The sequence below is a fragment of the Thermanaerothrix solaris genome (genome assembly GCF_032334255.1).
Taxonomy (GTDB): domain Bacteria; phylum Chloroflexota; class Anaerolineae; order Anaerolineales; family Anaerolineaceae; genus Thermanaerothrix; species Thermanaerothrix solaris.
In genome coordinates, this window is the sequence record NZ_JAUHMF010000002.1 from 1,181,727 (window position 1) to 1,206,351 (window position 24,625).

The window sequence follows — 24,625 nt, forward strand, 5'->3', positions numbered from 1 at the left end:
CACAAAATTTCTGACATTGGGAGAGGTATAGAACGATGACAATACATTTTGGTACCGATGGTTGGCGTGCAGTTATCTCGGACACCTTTACCTTTCATAATTTGCGCCTGGTGACACAAGCCATTGCGGATGCAGTGGCTTCAGATCAATGGCTTAACGGCCTGGGGGAAGGGATGAACGTAGACCCTAGAACCATGGTGGTAGGCTTTGATACTCGTTTTCTTTCGGACCGTTTTGCACAGGAAGTGGCACGGGTGTTAGCGGCGAATGGGTTTACGGTTTATCTCAGCCAGGCCGATGCGCCCACGCCGGCAATATCTTTTGCGGTGCGCCATTTGGGAGCCATTGGTGGGGTAATGATCACGGCTTCGCACAATGCCCCCCGCTATAACGGGGTAAAACTTAAGGCGGCCTTTGGCGGCTCGGCTTCACCAGAACAGTGCCGGCGGGTTGAAATTTATCTTAACGATAACGAGGCCCAGGGACGTGGACCTAACTTGATGGATTATGAACAGGCGCGCCAACTCAAACTCATTCAACGTTTCAATCCCATTCCTGCTTATGGAGACCATTTACGTCATCTGATTGATTTTGATGCCATTGCCGAGAATCCGCAGCGCATTGTGGTGGATTCCATGTATGGTTCGGGGCGGGGGGTTATTCGCAGTTTGCTTCAAGGAACAGGCTGTGAAGTGTTTGAAATTCGGGGTGAAATGAACCCCGGTTTTGGTGGTGTGCATCCGGAGCCGATTGCACGCTACCTGGGCGCTTTAGCCGGCGCGATCAGTACCGGGGCAGGTAATTTTGGCTTGGCGACCGATGGCGATGCGGATCGCATTGGCGCTATGGATGAGCGGGGCAATTTTGTGGACCCGCACAAAATCATGGCGTTGGCGTTACGTTATCTGGTGGAAAAGCGTGGTTTGCGGGGAGCCGTGGTACGCACCGTCTCAACAACCCGCATGATCGATCGTTTGGCTGCGCGGTATGGATTGCCGCTTTATGAGACGCCGGTCGGTTTCAATCATATTGCTGATCACATGTTGCGCGAAGATGTGCTCATCGGGGGTGAGGAATCGGGAGGAATTTCTTTTAAAGGGCATATCCCCGAAGGCGACGGGATCCTGATGGGACTTCTGATCGTGGAAATGGTCGCCCAGTCGGGTGGAACGCTGGTCGAACTAGTGGACTCTCTACTCCAGGATGTTGGACCTGCGTATTATGAGCGCAAGGATATGCGTTTACGTCATCCTGTTTCTAAGGAAAAGATGACGGCACGGTTGAGAGATGAAGCCCCGGCCCAAATTGGGGGTGAGTCGGTGGTGCAGGTCAGTACCTTAGACGGGGTCAAGTATATTTTGGCAGATGATTCCTGGTTGCTCATTCGCCCTTCGGGGACTGAGCCGGTGTTGCGTGTTTATGCGGAAGGACGATCTCCGGATATGGTGCGCGCTCTTCTCGCTTATGGGGAAAACGTTGCAAACCAAATGACTTAAATCAAAAAACTCAACGGATCATTAAAGCAAGGCAGGGGTGTTTGTATAAACCCCTGCCTTATCATTCGGCGGGAAAAGGGGATTCAGTGGGAAGGAGAGAGCGCTCGAATTTCCCTAGCGAGTGGTCGAGAAGCGCAAGCGGCGGGTGATGGCAATCACAATGATGAATAATGCCGCAAGTCCGAGCAGGCCGGGTAACCCTACTTCATCCGCAAACCCCGTCGTTGGCAAGGCGGTGCTGGTCGGAGTGGGGCCTACGGCTTGAGGCGTGCCGGTTGCCGCCTGCGCCACCTGTGTCAGGAAGGCTGCCACGGTGGCTGTACGGGCCATATTCTCAGGTGAGAGGGTGTTGGTCGGCACCGGGGTAGCCGTAGGAACGATAATCACGGGCGTTGCGGCAGTGGTAGGCGTGGGCTGGGCGAGCAAGGTTTGCTGCAGAGTGAAGGCTTGCACGGTTTGGGTGGCGTACATTGCCGTCAGCGTGTTTTGGGCGTTGATTTGTGCCGCCTGTTCTTGTAGGCGGGCACGGTTCTGGTTAGCTGAGATGAGGGCAAAAACGATCAACCCAATCACCGCCAGAACGAAAATTCCACCGATGACTGCAGCGGCGATAATGAAATTGCGGTTGGGGCCCCGGCTACCACCTTCGGGTTCTTCCTCAGCGGGTGGTTCCTCAAAAGAATTCTCGGTGTTGGATGATCCTTGGTTGTAGCCCTGCTCTTCATCCTCAAAATCACTACGAAAGTCCATGGTTCACCTCTCCTTTTAATATACTTTTCAGGCAATGATGTCTAAATTGAATAATGGCACGGTAACTTTTTGGGAATTCTCCAGTTCCACCTCTACGGCGGGAATGCGCTGACCACTACGGAGCACTATTGCACTATTGAGCCGAATGATTTTGCCAATGGCCCCTGCATAAGGGGGAAGGGTTACTCGAACCATTCTTCCTGGAGCAACCTCAACCGCTTCTTCAGGTTCTTTACCCTCAGCAGGAAGCGGGATCACGATTTCGGGTTTTTCACTCAGTGCTGGATTCCAAGACGCTTGAAGGTAGACCTCACGCTTCTGGTTGGTGTTCAAGAGTTGAAATGCCAAGCGGTTAATCGGGATTTGCCCAATGCCTTCAAGGAGGATGAGCGGCACATTGAGGCTGGTGGCTAAGGGAAGCAATGGGGCGGATAAACTACCTAGAACTATCCCGCGCACTGGAATTTCTGCCGCGGATTTTATGGCTTCGGCCTGGTAACAGGTTCCTCCTACGATAACACTGCCCCGTAAGGTCATATCTAACATATCGGCTTTGAGGGGTGCGTCGGGGGTTTCGGCAAGCATTGTGAGCACCCCGTGATTATTTTGCTGATTGCCCCAAACCCCTTGGATGAGTGCACCGTGGGTCTCTACAATCGCACCGCGTTCGGGAAAAACCTCGGCGATTTGGCCCGGCAGCCCGGCCAGAAGCCGATAGGGCTGGGGCTGAGTCTCAAGCAGGATCTGTCCTTTATAAATGGCTACCACCTGACCTGAAACCGGAGCCCGTAAAATGCGGGCGAAAAGGCCGCGGGTTTGGGCTAAGATATCCCCTTTTTCAACCCGTTCGCCTATCTGGCGTTCGATAAGCCGCTCTGCCTCAGAAACACGTTGAACGCCAAGAGCTTTGCGCACATCCAGAAGCAAGTGTTGGCCAGGCGCGGGGGCTTCTGCAATAACATCGGTAGCTTCGACCATTTGGCCTGGGCGCACCAACACTCGTCCCTTGCCGTTCAACAGTCGCAGCCGACGCAGGTGAGCAAGTGGGAGGATATGGTGAGCAGGTAGTACCATGGTCATTGATATTCTTCCATGCAAGGTTTGTGCCAAATCATGAACCCAGCGCTGCCATCCAACGCTTGAGCAAATCGCGGCGGCGGGCGGAGTCGGTGGGGAGTTCCAAAGGTCGCCCGCGGGCATCAATAACTGCACCTAATAAACCGCCGGTAATCCTAAAACTGCGCGTGGTATCCTTGCCATCCGGGGTCAGGCGCAAGGGGCGCAGGGGATGCAGGTGTAAACGAGCCCGTTGCCCGTTTGGAATGGGAAGGGGTATCACAGTACCCTGCCGTACTTCTATGGTTGAAGTTTCACCGTTTTCTAATTCGTAACGCACATTAAGGACTGGGGTGCCGTAGCGAGCTGCACTGATCGGTGCGATGACCGTGCCTAAGTTTAGTAAGGCATTGCTTTCAAGCGTTTGAACAACCAGAGTAGGGTTGAGGGGGGCAATGGCACCCAAAGCTGTCACCAGCCCATAGGGATCGAGGATAAATGTGGTGACGCCAATTGGCTGAAGTCCATCTAAAAGGGTCAGAAGTGCTTGTGCCGGGGAGAGAGCTTGGGTTAACGCATAACCGCTAACGAGAATAGGCTCAAATCCATATATCCCTTCTTCAGATGAGATACGCCTAGCAACTAAAGCCAGTATCTGGCGCAGCATAGCCTGTTCGATGGCTTGGTATTCCAGATCGTGAGGAACTGAGGCCGGATAAAGCGTTCGATGCCATAAATAATCTCTGACGGTTTCATCGGGGGCATGCATGGGAAGCCAGCGGGTAATGCTTTCTAAAGGCGTTTGCTCCAGTGCAGCAGCTAGCCCATAACCCGAGCCATAAGGTAGGGCTATCGTGGAGAAGTTGTCTTGCCGGGCAAAGGCTACGCCGGTTGTGGCCGATCCTAAGTCAATCCCAAGAACCCCCTGTGAGGCTCCGCTCAGTTTACTGAGAAATTGAACCATCCGTCCGAAAGCCCGCAAACTGGGCTGGGGGGTAATTGAACTGATGGTGCTGTAGGATTGCAGACCACCTAGTTGATGTGAACGGCGAAGGTAGACAATTTCCGAGAGTTTTTCTTGCGCCGGTAATAGATTTTCTTGGTCAATGTTGGGGCGCACATTAGGGACAACGTGGGGGCGCACGAAGGGCTCCAAGCGATCGGCCACTTGCTTGGTGATAGCGGTGTTTCCGGCGTAAAGTATATCCGGCCGGTTCTCGGGGGGGAGCAGTTGGAGGGCTAACACCAGCAAATCTACTAGTTTTGCCATTGAACGCGTCGCGCCTTGATCCGTTCCCCCGGCGATAAGCACCAGATCTGGGCGAGCGCGCAGGATTGCATCTATTTGGGCTTCGGGTTTGCGCCGATCATTCAGGCCAATCTGCTCGACGATTTGGCAGTAAGTGGATTCGAGAGCTTTGCGGGCACTGGCTAATGAAACATCTTCCAGAAGTCCCATCGCCACCACACGCAACGGCTGACCTGCCGAAAACGTGAGCACAAAGCGATCCACTCCCGAGCCGTCATCCTGAGCGGGTAGGATTAAATGGGCTTCCTCCATCAAATGCCGCCCGGTGATCTCTTCAAGGCGTGTGAGGACCAGGAAGATGCTTTCGCTAATATCAAAGTAGGGTGTTCCAATTGTGCTTCTCACTTGGGCGGTTGCAATCATGCGGTAACGCTCTTCGACCACGTCAAAGAGCAGCGCGCGGGTGAACACGCTTCCAATGTCAACGGCAAGTATGGATTCGGCTTCAACGATGGAGGAACTCATAAGCCAGCATCTCAGGGTAGAAGAGTGTTAAGAAATTGAAGGATGAAATCCAATCGCGTAATAAGCACGGTAAGTGAGGTCTGGATGACCCCAGCAAAGAAGGCACCCAGGGTAATAGCGATAAATGCCTGACCGATTTTCGCCGCTACCTCGACCCATGGAGGACGCGATATGGATTTGCCAGGCACGCGGCGAGCAGTGAATTGAAAATACAGCAAAGTAGTGATGGTGCCGAAGAGAAGTATTACCCCACCCATCCATCCAATGGATTTTTGTTGGAGGGGTGAAAAAGAAAGCCCTGCTGCCCGAACTTGACCAAACAAAGTGCCAAAAAGTGCCCCGTTGATTATAACCGCTGCGCCTACTCCAACCAAGAAAGCCAGAGGGAGGGAACCCAGGAAAGACAATCGAGGCATCAAGCGTGTCAAAAGCAAAAGGCTCAGCACCCATGGGATGACGATAATCCCCCAAGAGGCATTGGGGTTGCTCAAAGGGGCAATTAACTTTGGAATGAGAATGTGATTTATAAGTACCACCGCTAGGTATCCGGCTGAAACCCCAACGAAGGTGTAGATGGCGATTCGAAAAAGTGGGTTATCCCCAATGGCATATGAAAGCACGGCCAGAGTCAGTAGAAAGGCGACCAAAGTCCAAAGCGCATCGCTCATAGGGCTTCAACGCCTCGAGGTAGTTTTGGAAGCCGGGAAGATAGCCTGTAGTGTGCCGGTCAATCCTCCCAGCAGGATCAGCAAAGCAATCGTGAGGATACCCATTTGATAGGCACTCCATAGGGAAAGATTTTCTCCCCCCACTTTTTGTGTCAGGCGCGTGTAGGTCATGCTCCCTACCAATCCGCTGATCAAACCATTTACCTGCCCTGACTGCACATAAGGGGTAAGGTACGGTGCGGCCTGGGCGCTGGTTATAACAAGCAGGGGACGTTCGGAGAAAAGCGGGCGGACTTGTTCGAGCCAGGCACGGGCACGCTCGCCGCTATCGGTCACTAAAAGAATGGCGTCAAAATCCTGCAAACCGGTTATTCCAAGGAGGGATAAGGCATTCGACGCCATCTGTCCATCCAGGGTGGTGGTCACGGCTAGTTGGGGTTGACGCGCAAATGCGGCTAAACCAGTGGCTTCGCCGGCTAAATAACCCAGATTGAGACTTTGTTCTGAAAGGACATATTCAGGCACTTGCTGGGCGGCTTGTTGAGCCAGGGTCAATGCAAGCACGGAGGCATTGGATTGCGTGGTGATGAAGACCAGCCGTGCGTTTTGACGCATGAGATCAACGAGAACATTAACCGACGCGGTGCGAATCTCCGGGAGGAAGCCAGCATCCACCTCCACCCCTACCAGCACCCGTGGCGCGGGGTGTGTTGAAGCCAGGGTGTTTATCGTGGTCGCAAATGTCACCGCTTCTGCCGGGAACAGCGAAGGTAGTGGGCTTATCGGGGCTCCTGAGATCAACCCGAGCAACAGGATTACCAATAGCAGTATCGTTACAGCCAGACGCAGAACCGGGCTGGTCGTGGAGACCGGTTTTTGCACCCGAAGCGAGATAGGGGTGCTTTCAGCAGAGACCAGGCTTTCCAGGAGGGCTACATAGGCACGTTGTTTTTCACTGACGTTCAGGCGAACGGCATGGACCGGGGGACGTGAATAACGTAGGGCTTCGGGTTCACCGGGCAGAACGCCCTGATAACCTGCTAGTGGTCCACTGGTTTCGATCCGGGTGTCCTCTTCGCTTTCCTGGGCCGGTATTGGCGCAACGGCTTCAACCGGACGCATGGCTTCTAGCCATTCGGGCAGTTCAGCGGTTGGCGCAGCTGTGGCTTCCACGCTCTCATCGGTGGGAGATTCGGCCAGCCATTGCGGTAATTCGCCTTCGATGAAAGGCGGAACCACTTCTTCTGGTATGAGCGTGGTTTCGGTGGGAACCTCCTCGATAAAAGCGGGCGTCGTTGGAGGAACTTCCCCTTCGGTCAGGGTCTCCTCAAGATTGAGTTGATCTAACCAGGCGGCATATTCTTCCTCATTGAAAGGAGGTATCCCCAAAGGCGGTTCATCACCTTCTTCCTCAGCCGAGGACAATGCCATGGAAAGGGCATCTTCAGCGGTCGGCTGAGACGACATGGTAGGGGGAGGGGTTTGTTCCTCGGGAGTGAAAGTAGGTTCTCCCTCGTACCAGGCCGTGAGGTCTTCGGGGATTTCGGTAAAGGGTGGAATAACTGTAGAAGAGGGTTCACCTTCAGGGCTCTCAGCCCAGTTTGTCGCACTTGTTTCTGGCTCTTGCACTTCCAGCGCCGCTTCTGAGATTTCAAACCCTTTGTCCTCGGTGGAAGCACTGGGCAGGCCTGTGATCCACTCTGGTCCCCCTTCTACCTCTGAGGGCACATCTGCAAAAAACTGGGGCGTGGTTTCTTCGCCAATCTCAATCGGCGTTTCAGTTGTAGGTGATCCTTCTTCTTCCTCCTGCAGAGCTCTTAACCAGTCGGGCAATTCGTCCTCTGGCTGACCGGTAGAAACGACTTCTGAGGAAGCCGTTGGGGCCAGGGTTGTTTCTCCTTTTGGCTGGCTTTGACCTTTCCGGGCAGGAAAGGGTTCACTTTCAGATTGTTCGAGAGGCGAAGAAGATTCGGCAGGGGTTTCTTCTCTTTCCACACCTAGAGATAAAATTTTTTCCAGGTCGGGCGCTAAAAATCCCTCTGCCTCGCTTTCGGGCCGAATGGGCTCTTCCAGGGATGACGATTCGCCCGCTTGCCGTAGTGCGAGTAACCAATCTGGCAATTCTTCTTCCGTTGATTCGGGACGGGTTAATACTACATCGGCTTCTTTTAACCAGTCCGGTAAGTCAATCGGGGAGGTTTCTGATGGTACTGGTCCAGACTCCTGATCGGGGTGTAAGGGCGCTAAGCACCATTGACAGCGTTCGTTTTCGCTGGGATTGACAGAACCACATTGTGGACAGATAACAGTATCCATCATAAACTCACTCGCTGTATGGACGATCTATACCGAGCAGAACTCGCAACCCTGTCAGCAAGCTGCCTAACGCAATGCCGAGAAGGATGCCGCGTGCACCTGCTCCGGGGAGTAGATTAAGTGCGCCTAAGGTTTCTCTGATTAAGGAAGGAGCAGTATCGCTTAAGAAAATACCACTTCCCGCAAGCAGGAAGATAATTGTGCTGGCCAGGAACAAACCGCTTATCCAGGAACGACGGGTCGCCATGAGACGTACTGCGCTTATAGCAAAGGTTATGGTAAGCAATCCCAACAAACTAGCCTCGATTGGGAGTTGGATGGCCGTTATTAGGGGTTGAATGCGGGCATCCCCTGGTCCCAAAAGCAGGCCGAGCACCAGGGTGGGGATGAAACCCAAAATAAAGAAGAGACTGTAATAATCGCGATTACGAGGTGCACTGAGTTTCTGCCAGTGCACTTTGAAGAGGTTAAGAATGGCTACCAAGCCGGCTACTGCCGCCAGGATAATGGCCCAATCCAAGAACAGGATGCGTAGGGGGTCAAGAAACGGGAGAGGGAAAAGGTAACCCAGCAGTACAATAACGCCCACTCCAATGGCAACCGCGGTAGCGATGGGTGATCTCATAGCCATCCCAGTCCCCCTAAGAGAGCACTCAGAATAAGGGCGACAATCACACCCCAACGCAAAATATCCTGGACGCGAACACTAGCGAGGTGAGCAGACCCGGTTTGTAGATAGGCTGGCGCGGCGAAGAGCTCTTCGCCGATAAGGGGGTGCTGGGCGGCGGCAAAAAGCACGGCTTGAGCATCCAGTGAATCGCTGGCAGCGAGGGTAAAAGCATTATTGCGTGTAGCGGCTTCGCATAACAGGCCAATCTCTGGGCCGTAATGCCCAATCATCAGGTGTGTGGATACATCTTCATCATAGGCAATGGGAATTGCTCCAGCGATATAGGAAAGAGGAGTGACCCCGGTCAATCGTCCGCGGTTGGGATCATATAAATCCAACGCATTATTTAGACGATACGTTGCACGCAGAGTGCTCTGGCTTAATAATGCCAGACTCCCTTCGCCGCTTGTTGCCAAAGGGGGACGATCGCTTATAGAACTGACTGCTGTAATGCGACCCAGGGCCTGAAGCCCAACCAGAGCAGAAGCGCTGTGAGGTTGGGTAATTCCTGCATTCCCCAATGTAAGGTGAAGGCGCGTCCCTTCTTCGACCGAGAGTCCAATGGCACGGGACAGAGCGGAGAATGCTGTTAGTGGGCGCAAACCCCAGCGTGGCCGCCGTTTTAATTGCAGGCTAAAAAAGAGGAGCAATCCCGCGCTGAAAAGGATAATAATCAGTGCTATCACGGTCAGGGACGAGATCATAGTTGAGTTTCCTCGGTCAGAAGGTGAATAAACGTCCAATAGGAATCTTCATCTTCAAGAACGTGAATAAGAGCTTGCCATGACGTGGAACGAGGAAAGGAGGTTAAAAGCGGCAGACTTCCTTGCAGAACTTGGGCTAACACCCCCTGCAGGGGGCGTAAACCTTCCAGCAGTGTGGCAACAAGTGGCGCTACCCCCCAGCGTTGGAGTTGCTTCGCCCAGGCCACCCAAGGGTGGGTTTCGTGTGCCATGCCATCAGTATAGCACAAATTGTTAGATACCATATGGTGTGGCATGCGTTCATCTAGCAGGTAATGAAGGCATCCACAAGATTTGGTCTTTACAATTTTGATAGTAGTGGAGAATTTCGCGTTTTAGCGTCGGCAGATCAGGCCAAAAGGTGCTCAACTGAGACCGATAGCAAGTGATTGCTTCGATCCAGGCGTCGAGCGCGTCTGGTGGAAGGTTGAGGGGTAAAGGGCGATGCGTGGTGGTAGGACGCAATTCTTTGTGGCAGTCCCGCAGCGCATAAGGAAAGTCGGCATAATACCATAGCCGGGGTAGGGCTAATGTTTCTGCTGCTGTGCGGGTGAGATGGTGATCAATGTGGCCACCCAGGGCTAAGGGGCAGACCAAAATGTCCGATTCCGACAATAATGCTTTCAGTTGTACCCTTAAAAAATCAACCCAAGGATGCTCAGAAGGGGGGAGTGAGGGTTGGAAGAGGTCATCATCCCCATTGACGATTGGGGTACCCCGCTCTGGATGATAACGATAAATACAATCAGGGATGGGAAAGTAACGCGGTAGGGCGCCAATGCGTTGACATGCGTTTTGATCTTCCTGGCGCCGCACTGCCACCGCCTCGGGACCTGTTTGCCACCGTTTATGGAGGCTTTGGGCGTAAGGAGTAAGGGGGCCTGCGGGGGGATCGCCAGCACAAACTGTCCAGATCTCTACTATTTCCCCTTGTTGGATCTGCCACCAGATCCACCCGCCACATGAGAGCACAGCATCATCTAGGTGGGGTGAGAGGTAAATCCAGCGCATGGAACTCAGTGCGGAATATTTTATCATGATCTACAGGAGGTTTTCACGGGTATAATAATGCGTAGGAAGGAGTGGCCATGGGGTTGTGGGATTTTTTGGCGCGAAAGCCTTTTTCCAGAGAGCATCAGCCCGAAGTTGAACGTTTGATTGAGGAGTTGATCCAGATTGGTCAGCGGGACGACTTTCTGGCCGAACGTCCTGGGGGCGCTTTCAATGCTTACTGCCGTCATCGTCGAGCGTGTGAAATAGGGACGCGATTGCATGATTTGGGGGGAGTACCGCTAATGGAATATGTCCTAAAGCGGGTGCGAAAGCGCCTGGGAGCTACCCTGGCGACCCATTTGTCATACGCCTGGGCAGATATTGGTAAGTGGATACCTTAACCCTTGACGGATTGGTGAAGCCGGTTAAACTAAGAGACACATTGGGGAGTAGCTGCCCAAGGTTTGGGGTGGGTTATCGTCAGGACGAAGCCGCGGCTTCCGGTGACCCACGTAATCAGCGAGACCATCACCACGATAAGGGATGGTCTTTTTTGTTTGCAATGAGAGATTTCATTGAGGAGTTGGAATAATGAGCAGCGAAGAAAAAGCCTGGTATCAGTTATCCCCTAACGAGGTTGCTGAGTATCTCAACAGCGATGTGCATCAGGGTTTGAGCCATGAAGAGGCTCAACGTCGTCTTGCCGAGGTGGGACCTAATGAATTAGTTGAGCGAGGGATGAAGAGCCCCTGGCGTATCCTATGGGAACAACTCACCGGAATCATGGTTGTTATCCTGATCATCTCAGCCGTTATATCGGTGTTTTTACACGAATACACCGATGCCTTGGTGATCCTGGTTATTGTGGTACTCAACGCGTTATTGGGTTTTACTCAGGAATACCAGGCAGAGAAAGCTATGGCTGCCTTGAAAAAGATGGCGGTGCCCAAAGTTAAGGTGCGTCGTTCGGGGCACCTGGTTGAAATCTCGGCTCGTGAATTGGTGCCCGGCGATGTGATTCAACTTGAGGCTGGGGATGCCGTGCCAGCGGACGCGCGATTAATCGAAGCGGTGAATCTTCGGGTTCAAGAGGCAGTATTAACCGGTGAATCGGAGCCGGTGGAAAAGCGGGTGGAACCGATAAATGTGGAGCACTTACCGGTTGCCGATCAACGCAATATGGTGTTTATGGGCACCGTGGTAACCTATGGACGGGGTAAGGCGCTGGTGGTCCGAACCGGGATGCGCACTGAACTTGGCAAAATCGCCGACATGATCCAATCGGTCGGGCAAGAATCAACCCCTCTGCAGAAGCGTTTAGAACAATTGGGGCGCGGGTTGGCGCTCGCGGCTTTGGGTATTGTGGCAATTGTGTTTACCTTGGGCGTATTACGAGGTGAGTCCGTTCGGGTCATGTTCCAAACGGCCATTAGCATGGCCGTTGCCGCTGTCCCCGAGGGGTTGCCGGCAGTGGTAACGATTGCCTTAGCGCTAGGTGCTCAGCGTATGCTCAAGCGCAATGCCCTGATCCGTAAGTTGCCTGCGGTGGAAACCTTGGGTTCGGTAACGGTAATCTGCTCGGATAAAACAGGCACGCTAACCGAAAATCGCATGACGGTAACGGTGATTGATGTTGCCGGGCACCGTGTGGATTTTCAGGAAGAAGTAAATTATTACCAGCCTGAGTCGGATCTTCACCCTCATCCTCTCTTAACCGGCCAGCCTTCGGTGGCGCTGATGTTATTGGGTGGAGCCCTGTGTAATGATGCTACGCTAGAACCCGCCGAAGAGGGTGGACGCCATGGGTTCGCGGCGGTGGGTGATCCTACGGAGGGGGCTCTGGTTATTGCAGCGGCTCAAGCCAATCTGCTAAAACAAGATTTGGAGTCCCTTTTCCCTCGCGTGCAAGAGTGGCCGTTTGATTCGGAACGCAAGCGGATGAGTACCTTGCATCGAGTTGAGCATGTTAAAGAGTGGCCGGTAGCGTTATCTTCTTTACGTGATCATCTATCAAGAACCTGGGAGCGTCCAGTTCAGTTTCTCATGTTTACCAAAGGGGCAGTGGATTCTTTATTGGAGGTGTGTGATCGCGTTTGGGTCAATAACCAAATCCAACCTTTGGATGAGACCTGGCGGGAGCGGATTGTGCGCGCCAATAACACGATGGCCCAAAGTGGTATGCGCGTTTTGGGGGTGGCTTTTCGCCCCTTCTGGGATGGGGACGAGAGTGATTCCTCAAGCAAGGCCGAAGAGTCTGGCTTAATCTTTGTTGGCATGTTTGGTCTGATTGACCCGGCTCGCCCTGAGGTTTTCCAGGCTGTACAGGTGGCAAAAACGGCTGGCATTCGTCCGGTGATGATCACCGGTGATCATCCTCTAACGGCTTTGTATATTGCCCGTACGTTGCGCATTGCCGAGGACGGTCGGGTCATGACCGGACGAGAATTAGCCCAACTCTCGGTAGCCGAATTGGAACAACAGGTCGAAGATATCCCGGTGTTTGCCCGGGTTTCCCCTGAGCACAAGTTAAAGATCGTGGAAGCCTTGCAGAATCGTGGTCATATTGTGGCCATGACCGGTGATGGCGTCAATGATGCGCCAGCACTAAAAAAGGCCGATATTGGGGTGGCCATGGGAATTACGGGCACCGATGTATCCAAAGAAGCGGCGGATATGGTGCTGTTGGATGATAACTTTGCCACCATTGTGGCCGCGGTAGAAGAAGGTCGGCGCATCTACGACAATATCCGTAAATTCATCAAATATACACTGACCTCTAACATGGGTGAAATCATGGCAATGCTGTTAGGCCCATTTGTGGGGCTTTCTCTCCCTCTTACACCGTTGCAGATCTTGTGGATTAACCTCGTGACAGACGGTTTGCCCGGTTTGGCCTTGACAGTCGAGCCAGCCGAGCGCGATGTTATGCGCCGCAAACCATTCTCGCCGAAAGAAAACATCTTTGGGCGTGGCTTGGCCATCAGCGTTTTGCTGATCGGGATCGAAATGGGGGTGATCTCCCTCTTGGCAGGCTTGTGGGCACTCTACACCGGACGCACCGAAACCTGGCAAACGATGATCTTCACAACCTTAACCCTAGCCCAAATGGGGAACGTTTTAGCCATTCGCTCGGATCGCGAACCCTTGATTCGATTGGGGATTTTCTCCAACCCTCTGTTACTGGCGGCGGTTCTATTGACCTTTGTGCTTCAGATGGCAGTGGTTTACGTGCCGTTTTTGCAAAATATCTTTCGCACTCGCCCCTTGCCTCTGGTAGACCTTCTGGTCAGTTTGGTGCTAAGTAGCGTCGTTTTCTTAAGTATTGAGGCGGTAAAATGGGTACGGTTGTGGCGTTCACAAAATCGCTAAACTGATACTGAGGAATTACCTGTCTATGGATTGGTCGCTATTTCCGTTCACAACCCGATGGGAGAAGGAGGGGTTACAGATAGGGGGGTGTCAGATTTCGGATTTGGTCAAGATCCACGGCACCCCCCTTTACCTCTATGATGCTGCAACCTTGCGAGGACATATTCAGAGGTTGAGGCAGTTGGTGCATGAGTATTATCCAGGTGACGCTGTGGTGACCTATGCTGCGAAAGCCTATTTTGCACCCGCTCTGGCACGACGTTTAGCCGCTTGGGGGATCGGGGTAGATGTGGTTAGCCAGGGAGAATTACAGGTGGCGTTAAAGGCTGGCTTTTCGCCCTCGGTGATTCATCTCCACGGCAACAACAAGTCCGAGGATGAAATTGCCACTGCGTTGGAAGTTGGGATTCAAGCCATTGTGGTGGATAGCCTAGATGAACTGGAATGGGTGGAGCAAATGGCACAAAATCGGCGCTGCCGGGCTCATATCTGGTTACGAATTACACCAGGCATTGCGGCGCACACCCACCCTCATATTCAAACTGCCCACACTCAGAGTAAGTTTGGCCTCTATCTCGATACCGGAGAGGCGTTAGAGGCTATTCGAAAAGCCCGAGCAAGTCACTGGTTGCATTTGCGCGGTCTTCATACCCATTTGGGTTCACAAATTTTTGAGGTTGAGCCTTATCGTGAAGCCATCGAGGCGCTATTTGCGTTGGCGGAACAAGCCAATTTCGTGCCCGAGGAATTCAGTCCGGGTGGAGGGTGGGGTGTACGCTATCGTTCGGATGATCCCCCTGATGATCCCTTACCGTGGATTCGTGTCGTGGGCGAGAGCGTTGAGCAAGCGTGCGAACAACGTCACTGGCCATTGCCGCGGCTGGTCATTGAGCCGGGGCGGTGGCTGATTGCTCAGGCCGGTGTAGCGATTTACCGTGTGGGCTCGCAAAAACGAACTGTGGATGGGGTGCAAATTATCGCCGTGGATGGAGGAATGGCCGACAATCCCCGCGTGGCTCTGTATGGGGCGCGCTATACGGCAGTTCCCCTTGGGTATGAAAATTTCTCGGGACAATACCATCCCAGCCGTGTTGTGGGGCGCTTCTGCGAATCGGGGGATATCTTGATCGAGACCATTAATCTTCCTTCCCTGCGGCGCGGTGATTTGCTCGCCATTCCCGTGGCCGGAGCGTATCAGTTAAGCATGGCATCTAACTACAATATGGTCGGACGTCCGGCCGTGCTGTGGTTGGAAGAGGGACGGGTTGAAATGCTTCAGCCGCGCGAAGAGGTCCTTAATTCTTCCTGGTGGAACGGGTAACCAAATCCGGGGTGGGAATTGCCCACCCCGGTAATTTTGGAATTAAGGTGATAGTCAAAGCTCAGCACTCACTGAAACCGCAGGCATAACACTTGCGGCAACCTTCTTCATTAACAACCGCCGCCTGACCGCACTCAGGACACAGATCGCCAAATTCTAACAGTGGCTGATTTCTGAGAAGGAATTCATCCGATTCCGGGGCAGGGATAGAGGGGGTGGGGGAGGTACTGCCCTGGGACTGAGCTTTGAGCCGTTCTTCACGTTGGCGGAGATACTCATCGAGAATTTGGCCTACACCGTCAGGGAGTGAGCGCACCCGGTTAGGTCCAAAGCCTAGTGACCGTCCTCCGCCGATGCCCAGCAACTGGTCTGCGGCCTCGCGCAAACGACGCGCGGGTTCTATTGGTGAGGCTAGGCGCAGGATGTAGGACAGCAAACGGCCAATGGCTTCGGAAACAGCAGCGGTATCCGAACCAGCCTTCGCTGTATTGACAAAGACTTCAAATGGCTGGGCATCGCCGTTTTCGTTAATGGTAATAAATGCCTTACCCAGGGGTGTCTGGATCGAGTATGTGAAGCCGGGGAGGTAGCGTGGGCGGGGTTTCTTAAGGTCATGCCAAATAGGAAGTTGCTGTGGGGTTTCAGCCTTATGAGGTTCTTCAACCTGTTTCTTCTTTTCGGCGGTTGCCAAAGTCTCCAGGACCACCTTCTCGCGCGATCCGGTTACATAGACGGTTAGTCCCTTGCAGCCCAGTTTCCAGGCCAACATATACGCCGTAGCTACATCCTCTTCAGTGGCATGTTCGGGAAAGTTAATGGTCTTCGAAATGGAATTATCCACAAAAGCCTGCAGGGTGGCTTGCATTCGTACATGCTCTTCAGCAGTAATATCGGATGCTACCACGAACACGTTGCGGATAGATTCGGGTACGTCGGGAATATTCTGGCAGGTGCCTTCCTTGAGCACTTGCTCGAAAATCTCGCGGCGTTTTTCTTCTGGGATGCCAGCGTCGAGCAGAGCCTTTTCAAAGCGTGGGCTGACATAAGTTAGTTGTAAATCCTTCCCATTGTCGTTGACATGGCGGATATACGCCAAGGCGAAAACCGGCTCACAGCCGTAACCCTCGCATCCGGCCACGGTTGCAATCGTGCCAGTGGGGGCAATGGTAGTTTGAGCGGCGTTACGAATGCCGTATTGACGAATTCCAGCAACAACCTCGTTCCAATCGAGTGCCGGGCGTCCCCAATCCCGCTGGTATGGAGTCAGGGGTTTAGGGGGTGTCCAGGTCAGGTTCTCCGGGTCGTAGATACTGCCCTTGATAGCGGGGAAAGGGCCGCGTTCGCGAGCCAGATCAATGCTGGTTTTCATGGCATGGAAGCGGATGAATTCCATGACCTGAGCCGCAAATTCCTGGCCCTCATCCGAGCCATAGCGCACGCCAACATGGTACATCAAATCAGCCAGCCCCATAATCCCCAAGCCGATACGGCGTGCCCGGTGCGCCGCCTCTTTGAGTTGAGGGACAGCAGGAACGTAAGCATTGGCATCTACGACATCATCCAAGAATCGCGTGGCGGTTACGACCGATTGACGCAAGGCTTCCCAATCTACCGTGCCATCCGGGCCACAATGTTCGTTCAGATTGATGGAACCCAAGCAGCAGTTCTCATAGGGGCCAAGCCACTGTTCACCACAGGGGTTAGTAGCTTCCAGAGGATAGAGATGGGGAACGGGGTTAGACCGATTGGCGGTATCCAGGAAGAGAACACCGGGCTCGCCGTTGTGATGGGCTTGTTTGACGATTTTGTTGAAGAGATCGCGGGCACGCACACGCCGATAGGTCACGATAGGCACACCAGCGGCTTCAAGTTGTTCTAAGGTGCCGCGTACTTCACGGTAGCGGGGGGAACGCACGTCGGGAAAGCGCAGTTCCCATTCTTCATCGTTTTCTACAGCGCGCATGAAAGCATCGGTGATGCCAACAGATATGTTAAAGTTGGTGATGGCGTTTTCATCGGTTTTGCAGGTTATGAATTCTTCTATGTCAGGATGGTCTACGCGTAATACCCCCATGTTAGCCCCGCGCCGTGTACCCCCTTGGGCAATCTCACCAAAGGCGTGATCATAAACGCGGAGGAAGCCGACAGGCCCGGTGGCTTGGCCGGCGGAAGATTTGACCAGCGCCCCTTTCGGGCGCAAGCGGGAGAATGAAAAACCATTGCCGCCGCCGGTTTGCTGAATGAGTGCAGCGTCGCGTAGCGTTTGGAAGATGCCATCGGGTTCGCGTCCCATGTCATCGCTAATCGGGAGCACAAAGCACGCTGCCAGTTGCCCTAACGGGGTACCTGCACCGGTAAATGTGGGTGAGTTGGGGAAGAATTTCTTCGAGGTCAGCAGGCGATAATAATCCCGTGCCACCTGCATGACATCGTTGCCCCATTGCTCCTCAACTTTAGCCACGTGGTAGGCAACGCGCCAGAACATTTCTTCCACAGTTTCCACCGGTTGCCCATCTTCACCCCGGCGCACATAACGACGGATCAGCACTTGGCGGGCGTTATCGGTAAGATGGACTGTCGGTAAATCCTTGGGTAGGGGAGGGGTCGGCAACAGGCCGTTTTTGGTGGGGGTGTGATTTTTGGTAACCATGGGAACTCCTTCATCCTTCTAAAAGTCGGTCAATCTCTTCGCGGATCGCTCTTAAATCATTAAGGTTAAGATAGACGATGGCATAGCGGATATAAGCGATTTGATCGAGTTCCTTCAGCCCTGCTATGACCATATCGCCAATCACGCGTGAAGGCACTTCAGCCCGCCCCATTTGCTGGAGGGATGATTCGATCTCGCCGACCAAGCGCTCGATTTCTGCTGCTGAGACGGGCCGCTTAGCACAGGCAATGCGGATGCCTCGCACCAATTTTTCGCGATCGAATTCTTCCCGCGTTCCATCTTTCTTGACCACCAGCGGGGTGGCTAAGATGGGCCGTTCGTAAGTACTGAAGCGCTGATGGCATTTCTCGCATTCACGGCGGCGTCGGATTCCACCACGCTGGTCGTGTGTGGTATCCAGTACACGGGTGTATTCGTTTTGGCAGTAGGGACAGCGCAAGGGTCAACACCTCCAAAAAGAAATCCAAGGGCAACTGACGGTAGAGAGTCGTTGGATATTACGATGACCGGACACAGACCAAAACAATCTACAATGGGTTCTTAATCACCACCCTTTGGGGTACGGGAAACTTTTACAACTCGTCATTTGAGCGAATGAGAACCCCTATATATGGGGGTTCTCTTTTGAATATGCCGTATATTTACTGGTGTTATTTTAGCATAACTTAGCGAGTTATGCAATATGCCAAGGGCATCTGTAACCTTAAAATTCCTGATCCGACCGGGGATCATATATGGGGGTCTGTCGGGGGATGTGGTGGGGGATTATCTGGTGGTTGGGGTCTGGATAAGTGTGATTTTTTCCATAATTAGGGGCGAGATTATACCCGTATAAAGGGGTTAGACGAAGGGCTGCTCGCCGGAGGAACGAGCAGCCCTAACCAGAAGGAGCGACAAGCAGTCGCAATAGAGCAAACTGAAGTTAAGGTCTAGAAAAGACCCTTCCCTTCAGCCGATGCCGGTTATGATCGGCATACGTGTTTTATAGGATAAGGCGATCAAGATCAGGGCGAGCCTGCTTGATCCACTGGCTTACCGTTGAATACGTTTCCGCAAAAATGCGGGAACGTTTAGGTCATCGGTGTTGATGACATGAGGTTGAAACTCCGTCGGCGAGGGTGGTTGGGTGGGGGTGGAAGGCCGCGGCTCAGGGCGAGCAGGTGTAGGACGGGCTGGAGCCTGACCTTCCTCAGTGCGGTTTGGGCGGGGTTCCACCACTGGGGCACGCATGGCGGGCCGGTCAAACCCCGTAGCAATGACTGTGATGCGAATTTCGTCCCCCATATTCGGGTCAATGACAGCACCGAAGATGAGGTTGCAGTCGGGATGAGCCGTTTCCTTGATGATTGCGGCGGCCTGATTGACCTCGAAGAGGGTGAGGTTTGGACCGCCCGTGATGTTGAACAGGATACCCCGAGCGCCGTCAATGGTAATGTCGAGCAATTGACTGGAGATCGCTTGCTCGGCAGCCACACGAGCGCGATCTTCGCCTGAAGCATGGCCAACAGCCATCAGGGCGGCACCACCTTCGGACATGATGGCTTTGACATCGGCGAAGTCTAGATTGATGAGACCGGGCACGGTAATCAGTTCTGAAATGCCCTGAATACCTTGGCGCAGCACATCATCGGCAATACGAAAGGCGTCAACAATGCCGATTTTCTTATCCACAATTTGAAGAAGCCGATCGTTGGGAATGACGATGAGCGTATCGGCATGCTCTTTGAGTTTAGCGATACCGGCTTCTGCTGCTTGGGCGCGCTTGCTGCCCTCGAAAGCAAAGGGGCGAGTAACTACACCAATGGTAAGCGCGCCCACTTCTTTGGCAATTTGGGCCACAACGGGCGCCGCACCGGTGCCAGTACCTCCCCCTAAACCAGCAGTAACAAAGACCATATCACTGCCTTTGAGGACATTGTAGAGTTCCTCGGCTGATTCCTCGGCGGCTTTGCGGCCCACCTCAGGATTGCCTCCAGCCCCCAGACCGCGGGTGAGTTTATCCCCAATGCGGACACGAGTGGGTGCCTTGGAGAGCAGAAGGTCTTGGGCGTCTGTGTTGACGGCAATAAACTCGATTCCGGTCAGACCTTCTTCGATCATGCGGTCAACGGCATTGCATCCGCCGCCGCCGACCCCAACAACTTTGATACGAGCAAATGTTTCGGGTAAAGGATTGTTGATTGTTTCCATGGTTGTTTCCTCCGGTGACTTAATGGTTTGGGCCTGTTGAATATTTGGGTTGTCGCTCCTTGGATTCACAGGTTTTTTAGGGTAAAAGACGCCGTAAGAAGTTTTTCAAAGTTTCTGTGTTTATGCCACCTCCTCGGAATGGGGTATGTTTACGCGCTATAGGGGTTGCTTCGCTGAGCAAAAGGGCCCAATGGAGCAAACCTACGCTGGTAGAATAGGCGGGAGATTGTAATTGATCGGTCAGACCAACTAGGTTTTCCGGTTTGGCCACCCGTACTGGCAAGCCCAAAACTGAACTGGCCAGATTTCGGATACCTGGCAAGAGAGCAGTTCCACCGGTTAGAACCATACCTGCGGGCAGTAGCCCATCGTAGCCGGAGCGTTTGATTTCCTCCAGAACGAAGAGGAAAATTTCTTCGACTCGGGCTTCGATAATATGCGCCAGTTCGCGCCGGCTGACTTGCACTGGATGTTCCTGACCAAAGGTGCGCAGGGTCAGGATTTCATCTGCGCCAACTTCGCTTTCGACGGCGTGCCCGTACTGTTTCTTGACCTCTTCGGCCTGGGGCAGGGGGAGGCGCAGTCCATGGGCGATATCGGAGGTGATGTGGTTGCCTCCCAGCGCCAGTACCATGGTATGCCAGACATCGCCGTCAATATAAATGGCAAGGTCGGTTGTCCCCCCACCAATGTCGCAGACGACCACGCCCATCTGGCGCTCGGTTTCGGTCAGAACGACTTCGCCTGAGGCCAGAGGGTTGAGGACAAAATGAGATACCTGTACCCCGGCAGCCTCCACACATTGGCGAATGTTCTCAACGGTGGATTCGGCAGCGGTAATGATATGGGCTTCTACTTCGAGCCGATAACCATGCATGCCGATAGGATTACGGATGCCATCCTGTCCGTCCACTACAAAACCGCGTTGGATCACGTGGATAATTTGGCGGTTATGAGGAATGGCAATGGCCTGGGCGGATTCAAGTGCACGCGCAATATCTTCCTGGTCAATGATGCCGCCTGAGATTCCCACGACGCCACGGCTGTTGACCGATGCCACATGGGAGCCAGCCAGGCTGACCAGGGCGGAGGTGATTTCCAATCCGGAGGTGCGTTGGGCTTTTTCAATCGAACGCGCGATAGCGGTTGAGGCAGCCGCTAAATCCACCACGGCACCCTTGCGGATACCTTGGGATGGTTCTATGCCTACGCCAAGGATGCGCAGGTTGCGTTCACCCTCGACCCTGGCAACCAGGGTGCATACTTTTGTGGTACCGATATCAATTCCTACAACAATTGGTTCGTCCATAGCCGCACTCCGGAAGGCTTACTTATAGAAGGGGGCCTGCAGGTGTTCTAGGCTGATCACCTGAGGGTGTAATCCTCGTTGCTGAATTTGTTCCAGGATGATCTGATATAACTGCATTTTGGCTTCGAAGTCATGCAAAGAGTTTCCGATCAGGACTTGCCAGCCGTTGGGATCCTGCCATCCAAATCCGTTTTCGCTGTCATAGACCAAAGGAATATCGGGGGAAAGGCGCTGGCGTAAATTTAGAATGGCTTGGATGAGTTGGGTCGAGGTGGATTGTCCCCACACCTCGGTGGGATTGGAAGGTGCAAGTTCCTTTCCCTTGGAAGGGCCGACATTTGAGAGAGGGGGCAAGGTATTGGCTGAAACAATGGGAAGATCACCGACTTCACCCCGAGGGCGGATCAGGATGCCTTCAGGATCAATCCAGTAGGTATCATTGCCCACCTGCCAAGCCAGGACAGGCTGTCGTTCGGTGAGGGTGATAAGGATGCGGGCAGGGAGAATGACCCGAATACGGATATCCTTAAGTTCGGGAAAAGCACTTTCCAACTGAACCTTGAGGGCTTGAGGATCAATCGTGACCACGGGTTTTCCGCTGATGGCTAAAACCGCCTGAAGGTCAGCGGGGGTGAGGCGTTGTAAACCGGTGACTTCAACCTGATGAACCTGGAAAGTGGGGGCATTAAAAAGTGTATAAAGGATAAGCGCCATCAAAATGGCAATTAACCCTGAGAAAAGACGCCAGCCCGGGTTAACCAAAGGGATGGCGGGCAATCGCAGTTCGGCGCCGGTGGCATTGAGAGAAAAGTAATATTGACGGCGCACCTTACTGGTTGGAAGCGGGCGACTGGGAGAAGGTGATGAGGCAGCCATGCCGCGCGCGATTACCGTCGGACGGTGCTCGCGGCGGCTTACCGATTGTTTGGCACGTTGAATGCGTTGTTGTGTCGTCTGTGCGCGGCGTTGGCGTACCAAGTCGGCGCGGCTGGGTGTTGTCTTCTCCGAACCTTTCATTCTCCCCTCCGAAAGGTGTATTGCGTGCGCTCTCGTTCGGCCTGACGCTCAAGCGCAAGGTGAATCAAGCGATCCAGAAGTTGCGAATAAGGCAAACCACTGGCTTCCCACAGTTTGGGATACATACTGATCTCGGTGAAGCCGGGGATGGTGTTGATCTCACTGATGAAAACCTCTTGGGTGCGCGGATCGAGCAAAAAATCTACCCGCGCCATCCCGGCACAATCCACGGCACGATAAGCCGCCACAGCCAAACGGCGTATTTCCTGGCTCAGGGTTTCGGGCAAAGGCGCCGGGATTAGCAACTGGGTCGCGTTATTAAGATATTTTGAAGCATAAGAATAAAACTCTTCATCTGGCACAACCTCACCGGGCACAGAGGCGATGGGCTGTTCATTCCCCAGCACGCTGACCTCGATTTCACGGGCGCGGTCAATGCCTCGTTCCACTAAAATACGCCGGTCATAACGCGCGGCTTCTTCCAGGCCGGCCATGAGTTCGGCACGGTTGTGGCATTTGGTGATCCCGACCGAGGATCCCAAATTGACCGGCTTGGTGAAAAGAGGATAAGGGGCCAGCGCTTCGGCCTCTTCCACCACACGTGAACGGTCAGTCTCAATTTCAGTGCGGGTAAAAACCAAGTAATCCACAACAGGTAGATGATGGGCTTGCATAACCTGTTTGAATAAAGCCTTGTCCATTCCCAGCGCTGAAGCCGCAACTCCAGCGCCCACATAGGCGATTCCGGCCAGTTCAAGCAATCCCTGGAGCGTTCCGTCCTCGCCAAAAGTGCCGTGCAGCACCGGAAAGATAACATCTAAACTTTGGTAAGGCTCCAGGACAATGTGATTCCCTTGAGCCTTGCGCAGGTAAAGACGATGGTGCCCTGGCTCAGGTAGCAGACAAACGCGCATCAGGTGCTGGGTTTGGCGTTGTTCAAGGGCTTCCAGGACGTTCTCACCCACTACCCACTCGCCGTCCAACGTTATACCAATTTGAATAACTTCGTAGTTGTGGGGATCAAGTGCTTGAAGGACAGAACGAGCCGAGCGCAATGAGACCTCATGTTCACCCGACCGACCGCCGAAAATCACGCCAATTCGTTTTTTCATGGTAGCGCCTCTATCCTTATACGTTTGTGTCTTCATCGAGCCAATCACCAATGCGTTCAATTTCTAATTCCAATGCGACACCAAACGTCTCATAAACCCTTTGCCTTACCAGGCAGATCAAGTGCCAATAATCACTGGCGGTAGCGTTTTCGTTGGTGACGAAGAAATTTGCATGTACCGGGCTGACCTCCACGCCTCCAACTCGAGTGCCTTTTAATCCAGCCTGTTCGATCAACCGACCGGCGTAATCACCAGGGGGATTCTTGAAAACTGAGCCCATGCTGGCACCAGGGGGTTGGGTGCGTTTACGATAGGCGATAAATGCATCCATTTGTGCCTGAACTGCTTCCCGAGTGCTTCGATTGAGTTTTAAGAGGCCGCTTAAGATGACAGCCTTTCCTGGTTCTCGCTTTAGTGCGCTGGTACGGTAGCCGTAAGCAAGGCGCTCGCAAGTCCAGGTTTCCTTTCCCCGTTCACGATGCAAGATTTCTGCCAAGATCAATGTTCCAGCCATGTCTTGTCCGTGAGCACCGGCGTTTCCGTAAATGGCTCCTCCCAACGTACCAGGAATCGTTGCTGCCCATTCCAGGCCGCTTAATCCGTGGCGGGCTACAGTACGGGCAATAAGCCCCAGATTAGCACCCGATTCAGCCCACACGGTTGGTGGCTCTTGTTCGGCTTGAATTTCAAATCGCTGAGCGCGGTTGAGAATGACCACCCCGCGTACGCCATGATCACTGACCAGCACATTAGCGCCGCTTCCCAGGATCGTAAATGGCACTTCAAGCGCCCAAAGGTCGCGCATCGCCGATTCCAAATCTTCGGCGCTCTGCACGGTCAGGACGAAATCGGCCTTTCCACCGACGCGCGCTGCGGTGTAATTAGCCAGCGAAACGTCCTGGCGCAACCGCTCACCAAAGCGGTTCCGCAGTTGTGCGATCTGATCCTGAGACAGACGGTTGGCAAAAAGCATCATCATCTCTCGCAAATCTACAGGGCCTTAATGCAAGCAATAAGACGCTCAAGAATTTCGACCTGATGCGATGGCGAGGAAGTGAGTGCACTTCCCGGCGCTGAGGTGAGGGAGAGGTTGCCCTGGGTTTGGGTTGTGGCAAGCCGTTCTTTATTTTCACCAGGGTGGGGGGAAGCCGGGATGGACAATGGGGAAGG

General features: G+C 53.5%; 20 protein-coding genes. 4 read left to right on the top strand and 16 right to left on the bottom strand.

The features are described from left to right. Window positions 1–35 precede the first annotated feature (35 nt). Window positions 36–1,496, top strand: a complete 1,461-nt coding sequence (locus tag QYE77_RS13710; protein ID WP_315626002.1) for a phosphoglucomutase/phosphomannomutase family protein — start codon at window positions 36–38, stop codon at window positions 1,494–1,496. Between the two features lie 114 nt (window positions 1,497–1,610). Here the strand turns inward: QYE77_RS13710 and QYE77_RS13715 are convergent, their stop codons facing one another. From QYE77_RS13715 to QYE77_RS13755, 9 genes are read right to left on the bottom strand one after another with little or no spacing between them, the layout of a single operon-like run. Next, window positions 1,611–2,246 carry a hypothetical protein gene (locus QYE77_RS13715; RefSeq protein ID WP_315626003.1) on the bottom strand — a complete coding sequence of 212 codons (636 nt, stop codon included), beginning with the start codon at window positions 2,244–2,246 and terminating at the stop codon, window positions 1,611–1,613. 27 nt (window positions 2,247–2,273) lie between these two features. Beyond that, window positions 2,274–3,326, bottom strand: a complete 1,053-nt coding sequence (locus tag QYE77_RS13720) for a hypothetical protein (RefSeq protein ID WP_315626005.1) — start codon at window positions 3,324–3,326, stop codon at window positions 2,274–2,276. A gap of 31 nt (window positions 3,327–3,357) precedes the next feature. Beyond that, window positions 3,358–5,076: a glutamate mutase L gene (locus QYE77_RS13725; protein ID WP_315626006.1), complete on the bottom strand. Its 1,719-nt coding sequence runs from the start codon at window positions 5,074–5,076 to the stop codon at window positions 3,358–3,360. An 11-nt stretch (window positions 5,077–5,087) separates the two neighbouring features. Next, complete coding sequence (locus QYE77_RS13730) at window positions 5,088–5,744, bottom strand: hypothetical protein (protein ID WP_315626007.1); 657 nt, start codon at window positions 5,742–5,744, stop codon at window positions 5,088–5,090. Window positions 5,745–5,750: 6 nt separating this feature from the next. Continuing rightward, window positions 5,751–8,063: a hypothetical protein gene (locus QYE77_RS13735; protein WP_315626008.1), complete on the bottom strand. Its 2,313-nt coding sequence runs from the start codon at window positions 8,061–8,063 to the stop codon at window positions 5,751–5,753. 4 nt (window positions 8,064–8,067) lie between these two features. Further along, complete coding sequence (locus tag QYE77_RS13740) at window positions 8,068–8,685, bottom strand: hypothetical protein (protein WP_315626009.1); 618 nt, start codon at window positions 8,683–8,685, stop codon at window positions 8,068–8,070. Continuing rightward, a complete protein-coding gene (locus QYE77_RS13745) occupies window positions 8,682–9,434 on the bottom strand; it encodes a DUF6754 domain-containing protein (RefSeq protein WP_315626010.1) in 753 nt (250 codons plus the stop codon). Before QYE77_RS13745 ends, QYE77_RS13740 begins: the two co-directional genes overlap by 4 nt. Further along, window positions 9,431–9,685, bottom strand: coding sequence for a hypothetical protein (locus QYE77_RS13750; RefSeq protein WP_315626011.1), 255 nt, complete (start codon window positions 9,683–9,685; stop codon window positions 9,431–9,433). Before QYE77_RS13750 ends, QYE77_RS13745 begins: the two co-directional genes overlap by 4 nt. A 49-nt stretch (window positions 9,686–9,734) precedes the next feature. Continuing rightward, entirely contained in the window at window positions 9,735–10,484 is a 750-nt protein-coding gene (locus tag QYE77_RS13755) for a PIG-L deacetylase family protein (protein ID WP_315626012.1), read from the bottom strand. A gap of 77 nt (window positions 10,485–10,561) precedes the next feature. Between QYE77_RS13755 and QYE77_RS13760 the strand changes: the two genes are divergently transcribed. The 3 genes from QYE77_RS13760 (at window position 10,562) to lysA (ending at window position 15,156) form a co-directional block, all read left to right on the top strand. Continuing rightward, window positions 10,562–10,867: a hypothetical protein gene (locus QYE77_RS13760; protein ID WP_315626013.1), complete on the top strand. Its 306-nt coding sequence runs from the start codon at window positions 10,562–10,564 to the stop codon at window positions 10,865–10,867. A gap of 190 nt (window positions 10,868–11,057) precedes the next feature. Beyond that, on the top strand, window positions 11,058–13,835 hold the full coding sequence (locus QYE77_RS13765) for a cation-translocating P-type ATPase (protein ID WP_315626014.1): 2,778 nt from the start codon (window positions 11,058–11,060) through the stop codon (window positions 13,833–13,835). A gap of 25 nt (window positions 13,836–13,860) precedes the next feature. After that, window positions 13,861–15,156: a diaminopimelate decarboxylase gene (gene lysA, locus QYE77_RS13770; protein WP_315626015.1), complete on the top strand. Its 1,296-nt coding sequence runs from the start codon at window positions 13,861–13,863 to the stop codon at window positions 15,154–15,156. Between the two features lie 61 nt (window positions 15,157–15,217). Here lysA and QYE77_RS13775 read toward each other — a convergent pair whose 3' ends face one another. From QYE77_RS13775 to murB, 7 genes are all read right to left on the bottom strand, one after another. Continuing rightward, complete coding sequence (locus QYE77_RS13775; protein WP_315626017.1) at window positions 15,218–17,806, bottom strand: adenosylcobalamin-dependent ribonucleoside-diphosphate reductase; 2,589 nt, start codon at window positions 17,804–17,806, stop codon at window positions 15,218–15,220. A gap of 10 nt (window positions 17,807–17,816) precedes the next feature. Further along, a complete protein-coding gene (gene nrdR / locus QYE77_RS13780; RefSeq protein ID WP_315626018.1) occupies window positions 17,817–18,266 on the bottom strand; it encodes a transcriptional regulator NrdR in 450 nt (149 codons plus the stop codon). Window positions 18,267–18,859: 593 nt separating this feature from the next. After that, the gene (gene ftsZ, locus QYE77_RS13785; RefSeq protein ID WP_315626019.1) at window positions 18,860–20,017 is read right to left on the bottom strand and encodes a cell division protein FtsZ; all 1,158 of its coding nucleotides are present in this window, start codon (window positions 20,015–20,017) and stop codon (window positions 18,860–18,862) included. Window positions 20,018–20,093: 76 nt separating this feature from the next. Next, on the bottom strand, window positions 20,094–21,326 hold the full coding sequence (ftsA, locus tag QYE77_RS13790; RefSeq protein ID WP_315626020.1) for a cell division protein FtsA: 1,233 nt from the start codon (window positions 21,324–21,326) through the stop codon (window positions 20,094–20,096). An 18-nt stretch (window positions 21,327–21,344) separates the two neighbouring features. Then, on the bottom strand, window positions 21,345–22,343 hold the full coding sequence (locus tag QYE77_RS13795; RefSeq protein ID WP_315626021.1) for a cell division protein FtsQ/DivIB: 999 nt from the start codon (window positions 22,341–22,343) through the stop codon (window positions 21,345–21,347). After that, complete coding sequence (locus QYE77_RS13800) at window positions 22,340–23,455, bottom strand: D-alanine--D-alanine ligase family protein (protein WP_315626022.1); 1,116 nt, start codon at window positions 23,453–23,455, stop codon at window positions 22,340–22,342. Before QYE77_RS13800 ends, QYE77_RS13795 begins: the two co-directional genes overlap by 4 nt. Window positions 23,456–23,471: 16 nt before the next feature. Continuing rightward, window positions 23,472–24,434: a UDP-N-acetylmuramate dehydrogenase gene (murB, locus tag QYE77_RS13805; RefSeq protein ID WP_315626024.1), complete on the bottom strand. Its 963-nt coding sequence runs from the start codon at window positions 24,432–24,434 to the stop codon at window positions 23,472–23,474. Window positions 24,435–24,625 lie beyond the last annotated feature (191 nt).

Excerpts from the sequence above, each read along its gene's own strand:
- ftsZ (WP_315626019.1), bottom strand. The coding sequence starts at position 20,017 with ATGGAAACAATCAACAATCCTTTACCCGAAACATTTGCTCGTATCAAA.
- QYE77_RS13725 (WP_315626006.1), bottom strand. The coding sequence starts at position 5,076 with ATGAGTTCCTCCATCGTTGAAGCCGAATCCATACTTGCCGTTGACATT.
- QYE77_RS13740 (WP_315626009.1), bottom strand. The coding sequence starts at position 8,685 with ATGAGATCACCCATCGCTACCGCGGTTGCCATTGGAGTGGGCGTTATT.
- ftsA (WP_315626020.1), bottom strand. The coding sequence starts at position 21,326 with ATGGACGAACCAATTGTTGTAGGAATTGATATCGGTACCACAAAAGTA.
- QYE77_RS13750 (WP_315626011.1), bottom strand. The coding sequence starts at position 9,685 with ATGGCACACGAAACCCACCCTTGGGTGGCCTGGGCGAAGCAACTCCAA.
- QYE77_RS13800 (WP_315626022.1), bottom strand. The coding sequence starts at position 23,455 with ATGAAAAAACGAATTGGCGTGATTTTCGGCGGTCGGTCGGGTGAACAT.
- QYE77_RS13755 (WP_315626012.1), bottom strand. The coding sequence starts at position 10,484 with ATGCGCTGGATTTACCTCTCACCCCACCTAGATGATGCTGTGCTCTCA.
- QYE77_RS13745 (WP_315626010.1), bottom strand. The coding sequence starts at position 9,434 with ATGATCTCGTCCCTGACCGTGATAGCACTGATTATTATCCTTTTCAGC.
- QYE77_RS13765 (WP_315626014.1), top strand. The coding sequence starts at position 11,058 with ATGAGCAGCGAAGAAAAAGCCTGGTATCAGTTATCCCCTAACGAGGTT.
- murB (WP_315626024.1), bottom strand. The coding sequence starts at position 24,434 with ATGATGATGCTTTTTGCCAACCGTCTGTCTCAGGATCAGATCGCACAA.
- QYE77_RS13735 (WP_315626008.1), bottom strand. The coding sequence starts at position 8,063 with ATGATGGATACTGTTATCTGTCCACAATGTGGTTCTGTCAATCCCAGC.
- QYE77_RS13760 (WP_315626013.1), top strand. The coding sequence starts at position 10,562 with ATGGGGTTGTGGGATTTTTTGGCGCGAAAGCCTTTTTCCAGAGAGCAT.
- QYE77_RS13710 (WP_315626002.1), top strand. The coding sequence starts at position 36 with ATGACAATACATTTTGGTACCGATGGTTGGCGTGCAGTTATCTCGGAC.
- QYE77_RS13795 (WP_315626021.1), bottom strand. The coding sequence starts at position 22,343 with ATGAAAGGTTCGGAGAAGACAACACCCAGCCGCGCCGACTTGGTACGC.
- QYE77_RS13720 (WP_315626005.1), bottom strand. The coding sequence starts at position 3,326 with ATGACCATGGTACTACCTGCTCACCATATCCTCCCACTTGCTCACCTG.
- QYE77_RS13775 (WP_315626017.1), bottom strand. The coding sequence starts at position 17,806 with ATGGTTACCAAAAATCACACCCCCACCAAAAACGGCCTGTTGCCGACC.
- lysA (WP_315626015.1), top strand. The coding sequence starts at position 13,861 with ATGGATTGGTCGCTATTTCCGTTCACAACCCGATGGGAGAAGGAGGGG.
- QYE77_RS13715 (WP_315626003.1), bottom strand. The coding sequence starts at position 2,246 with ATGGACTTTCGTAGTGATTTTGAGGATGAAGAGCAGGGCTACAACCAA.
- QYE77_RS13730 (WP_315626007.1), bottom strand. The coding sequence starts at position 5,744 with ATGAGCGATGCGCTTTGGACTTTGGTCGCCTTTCTACTGACTCTGGCC.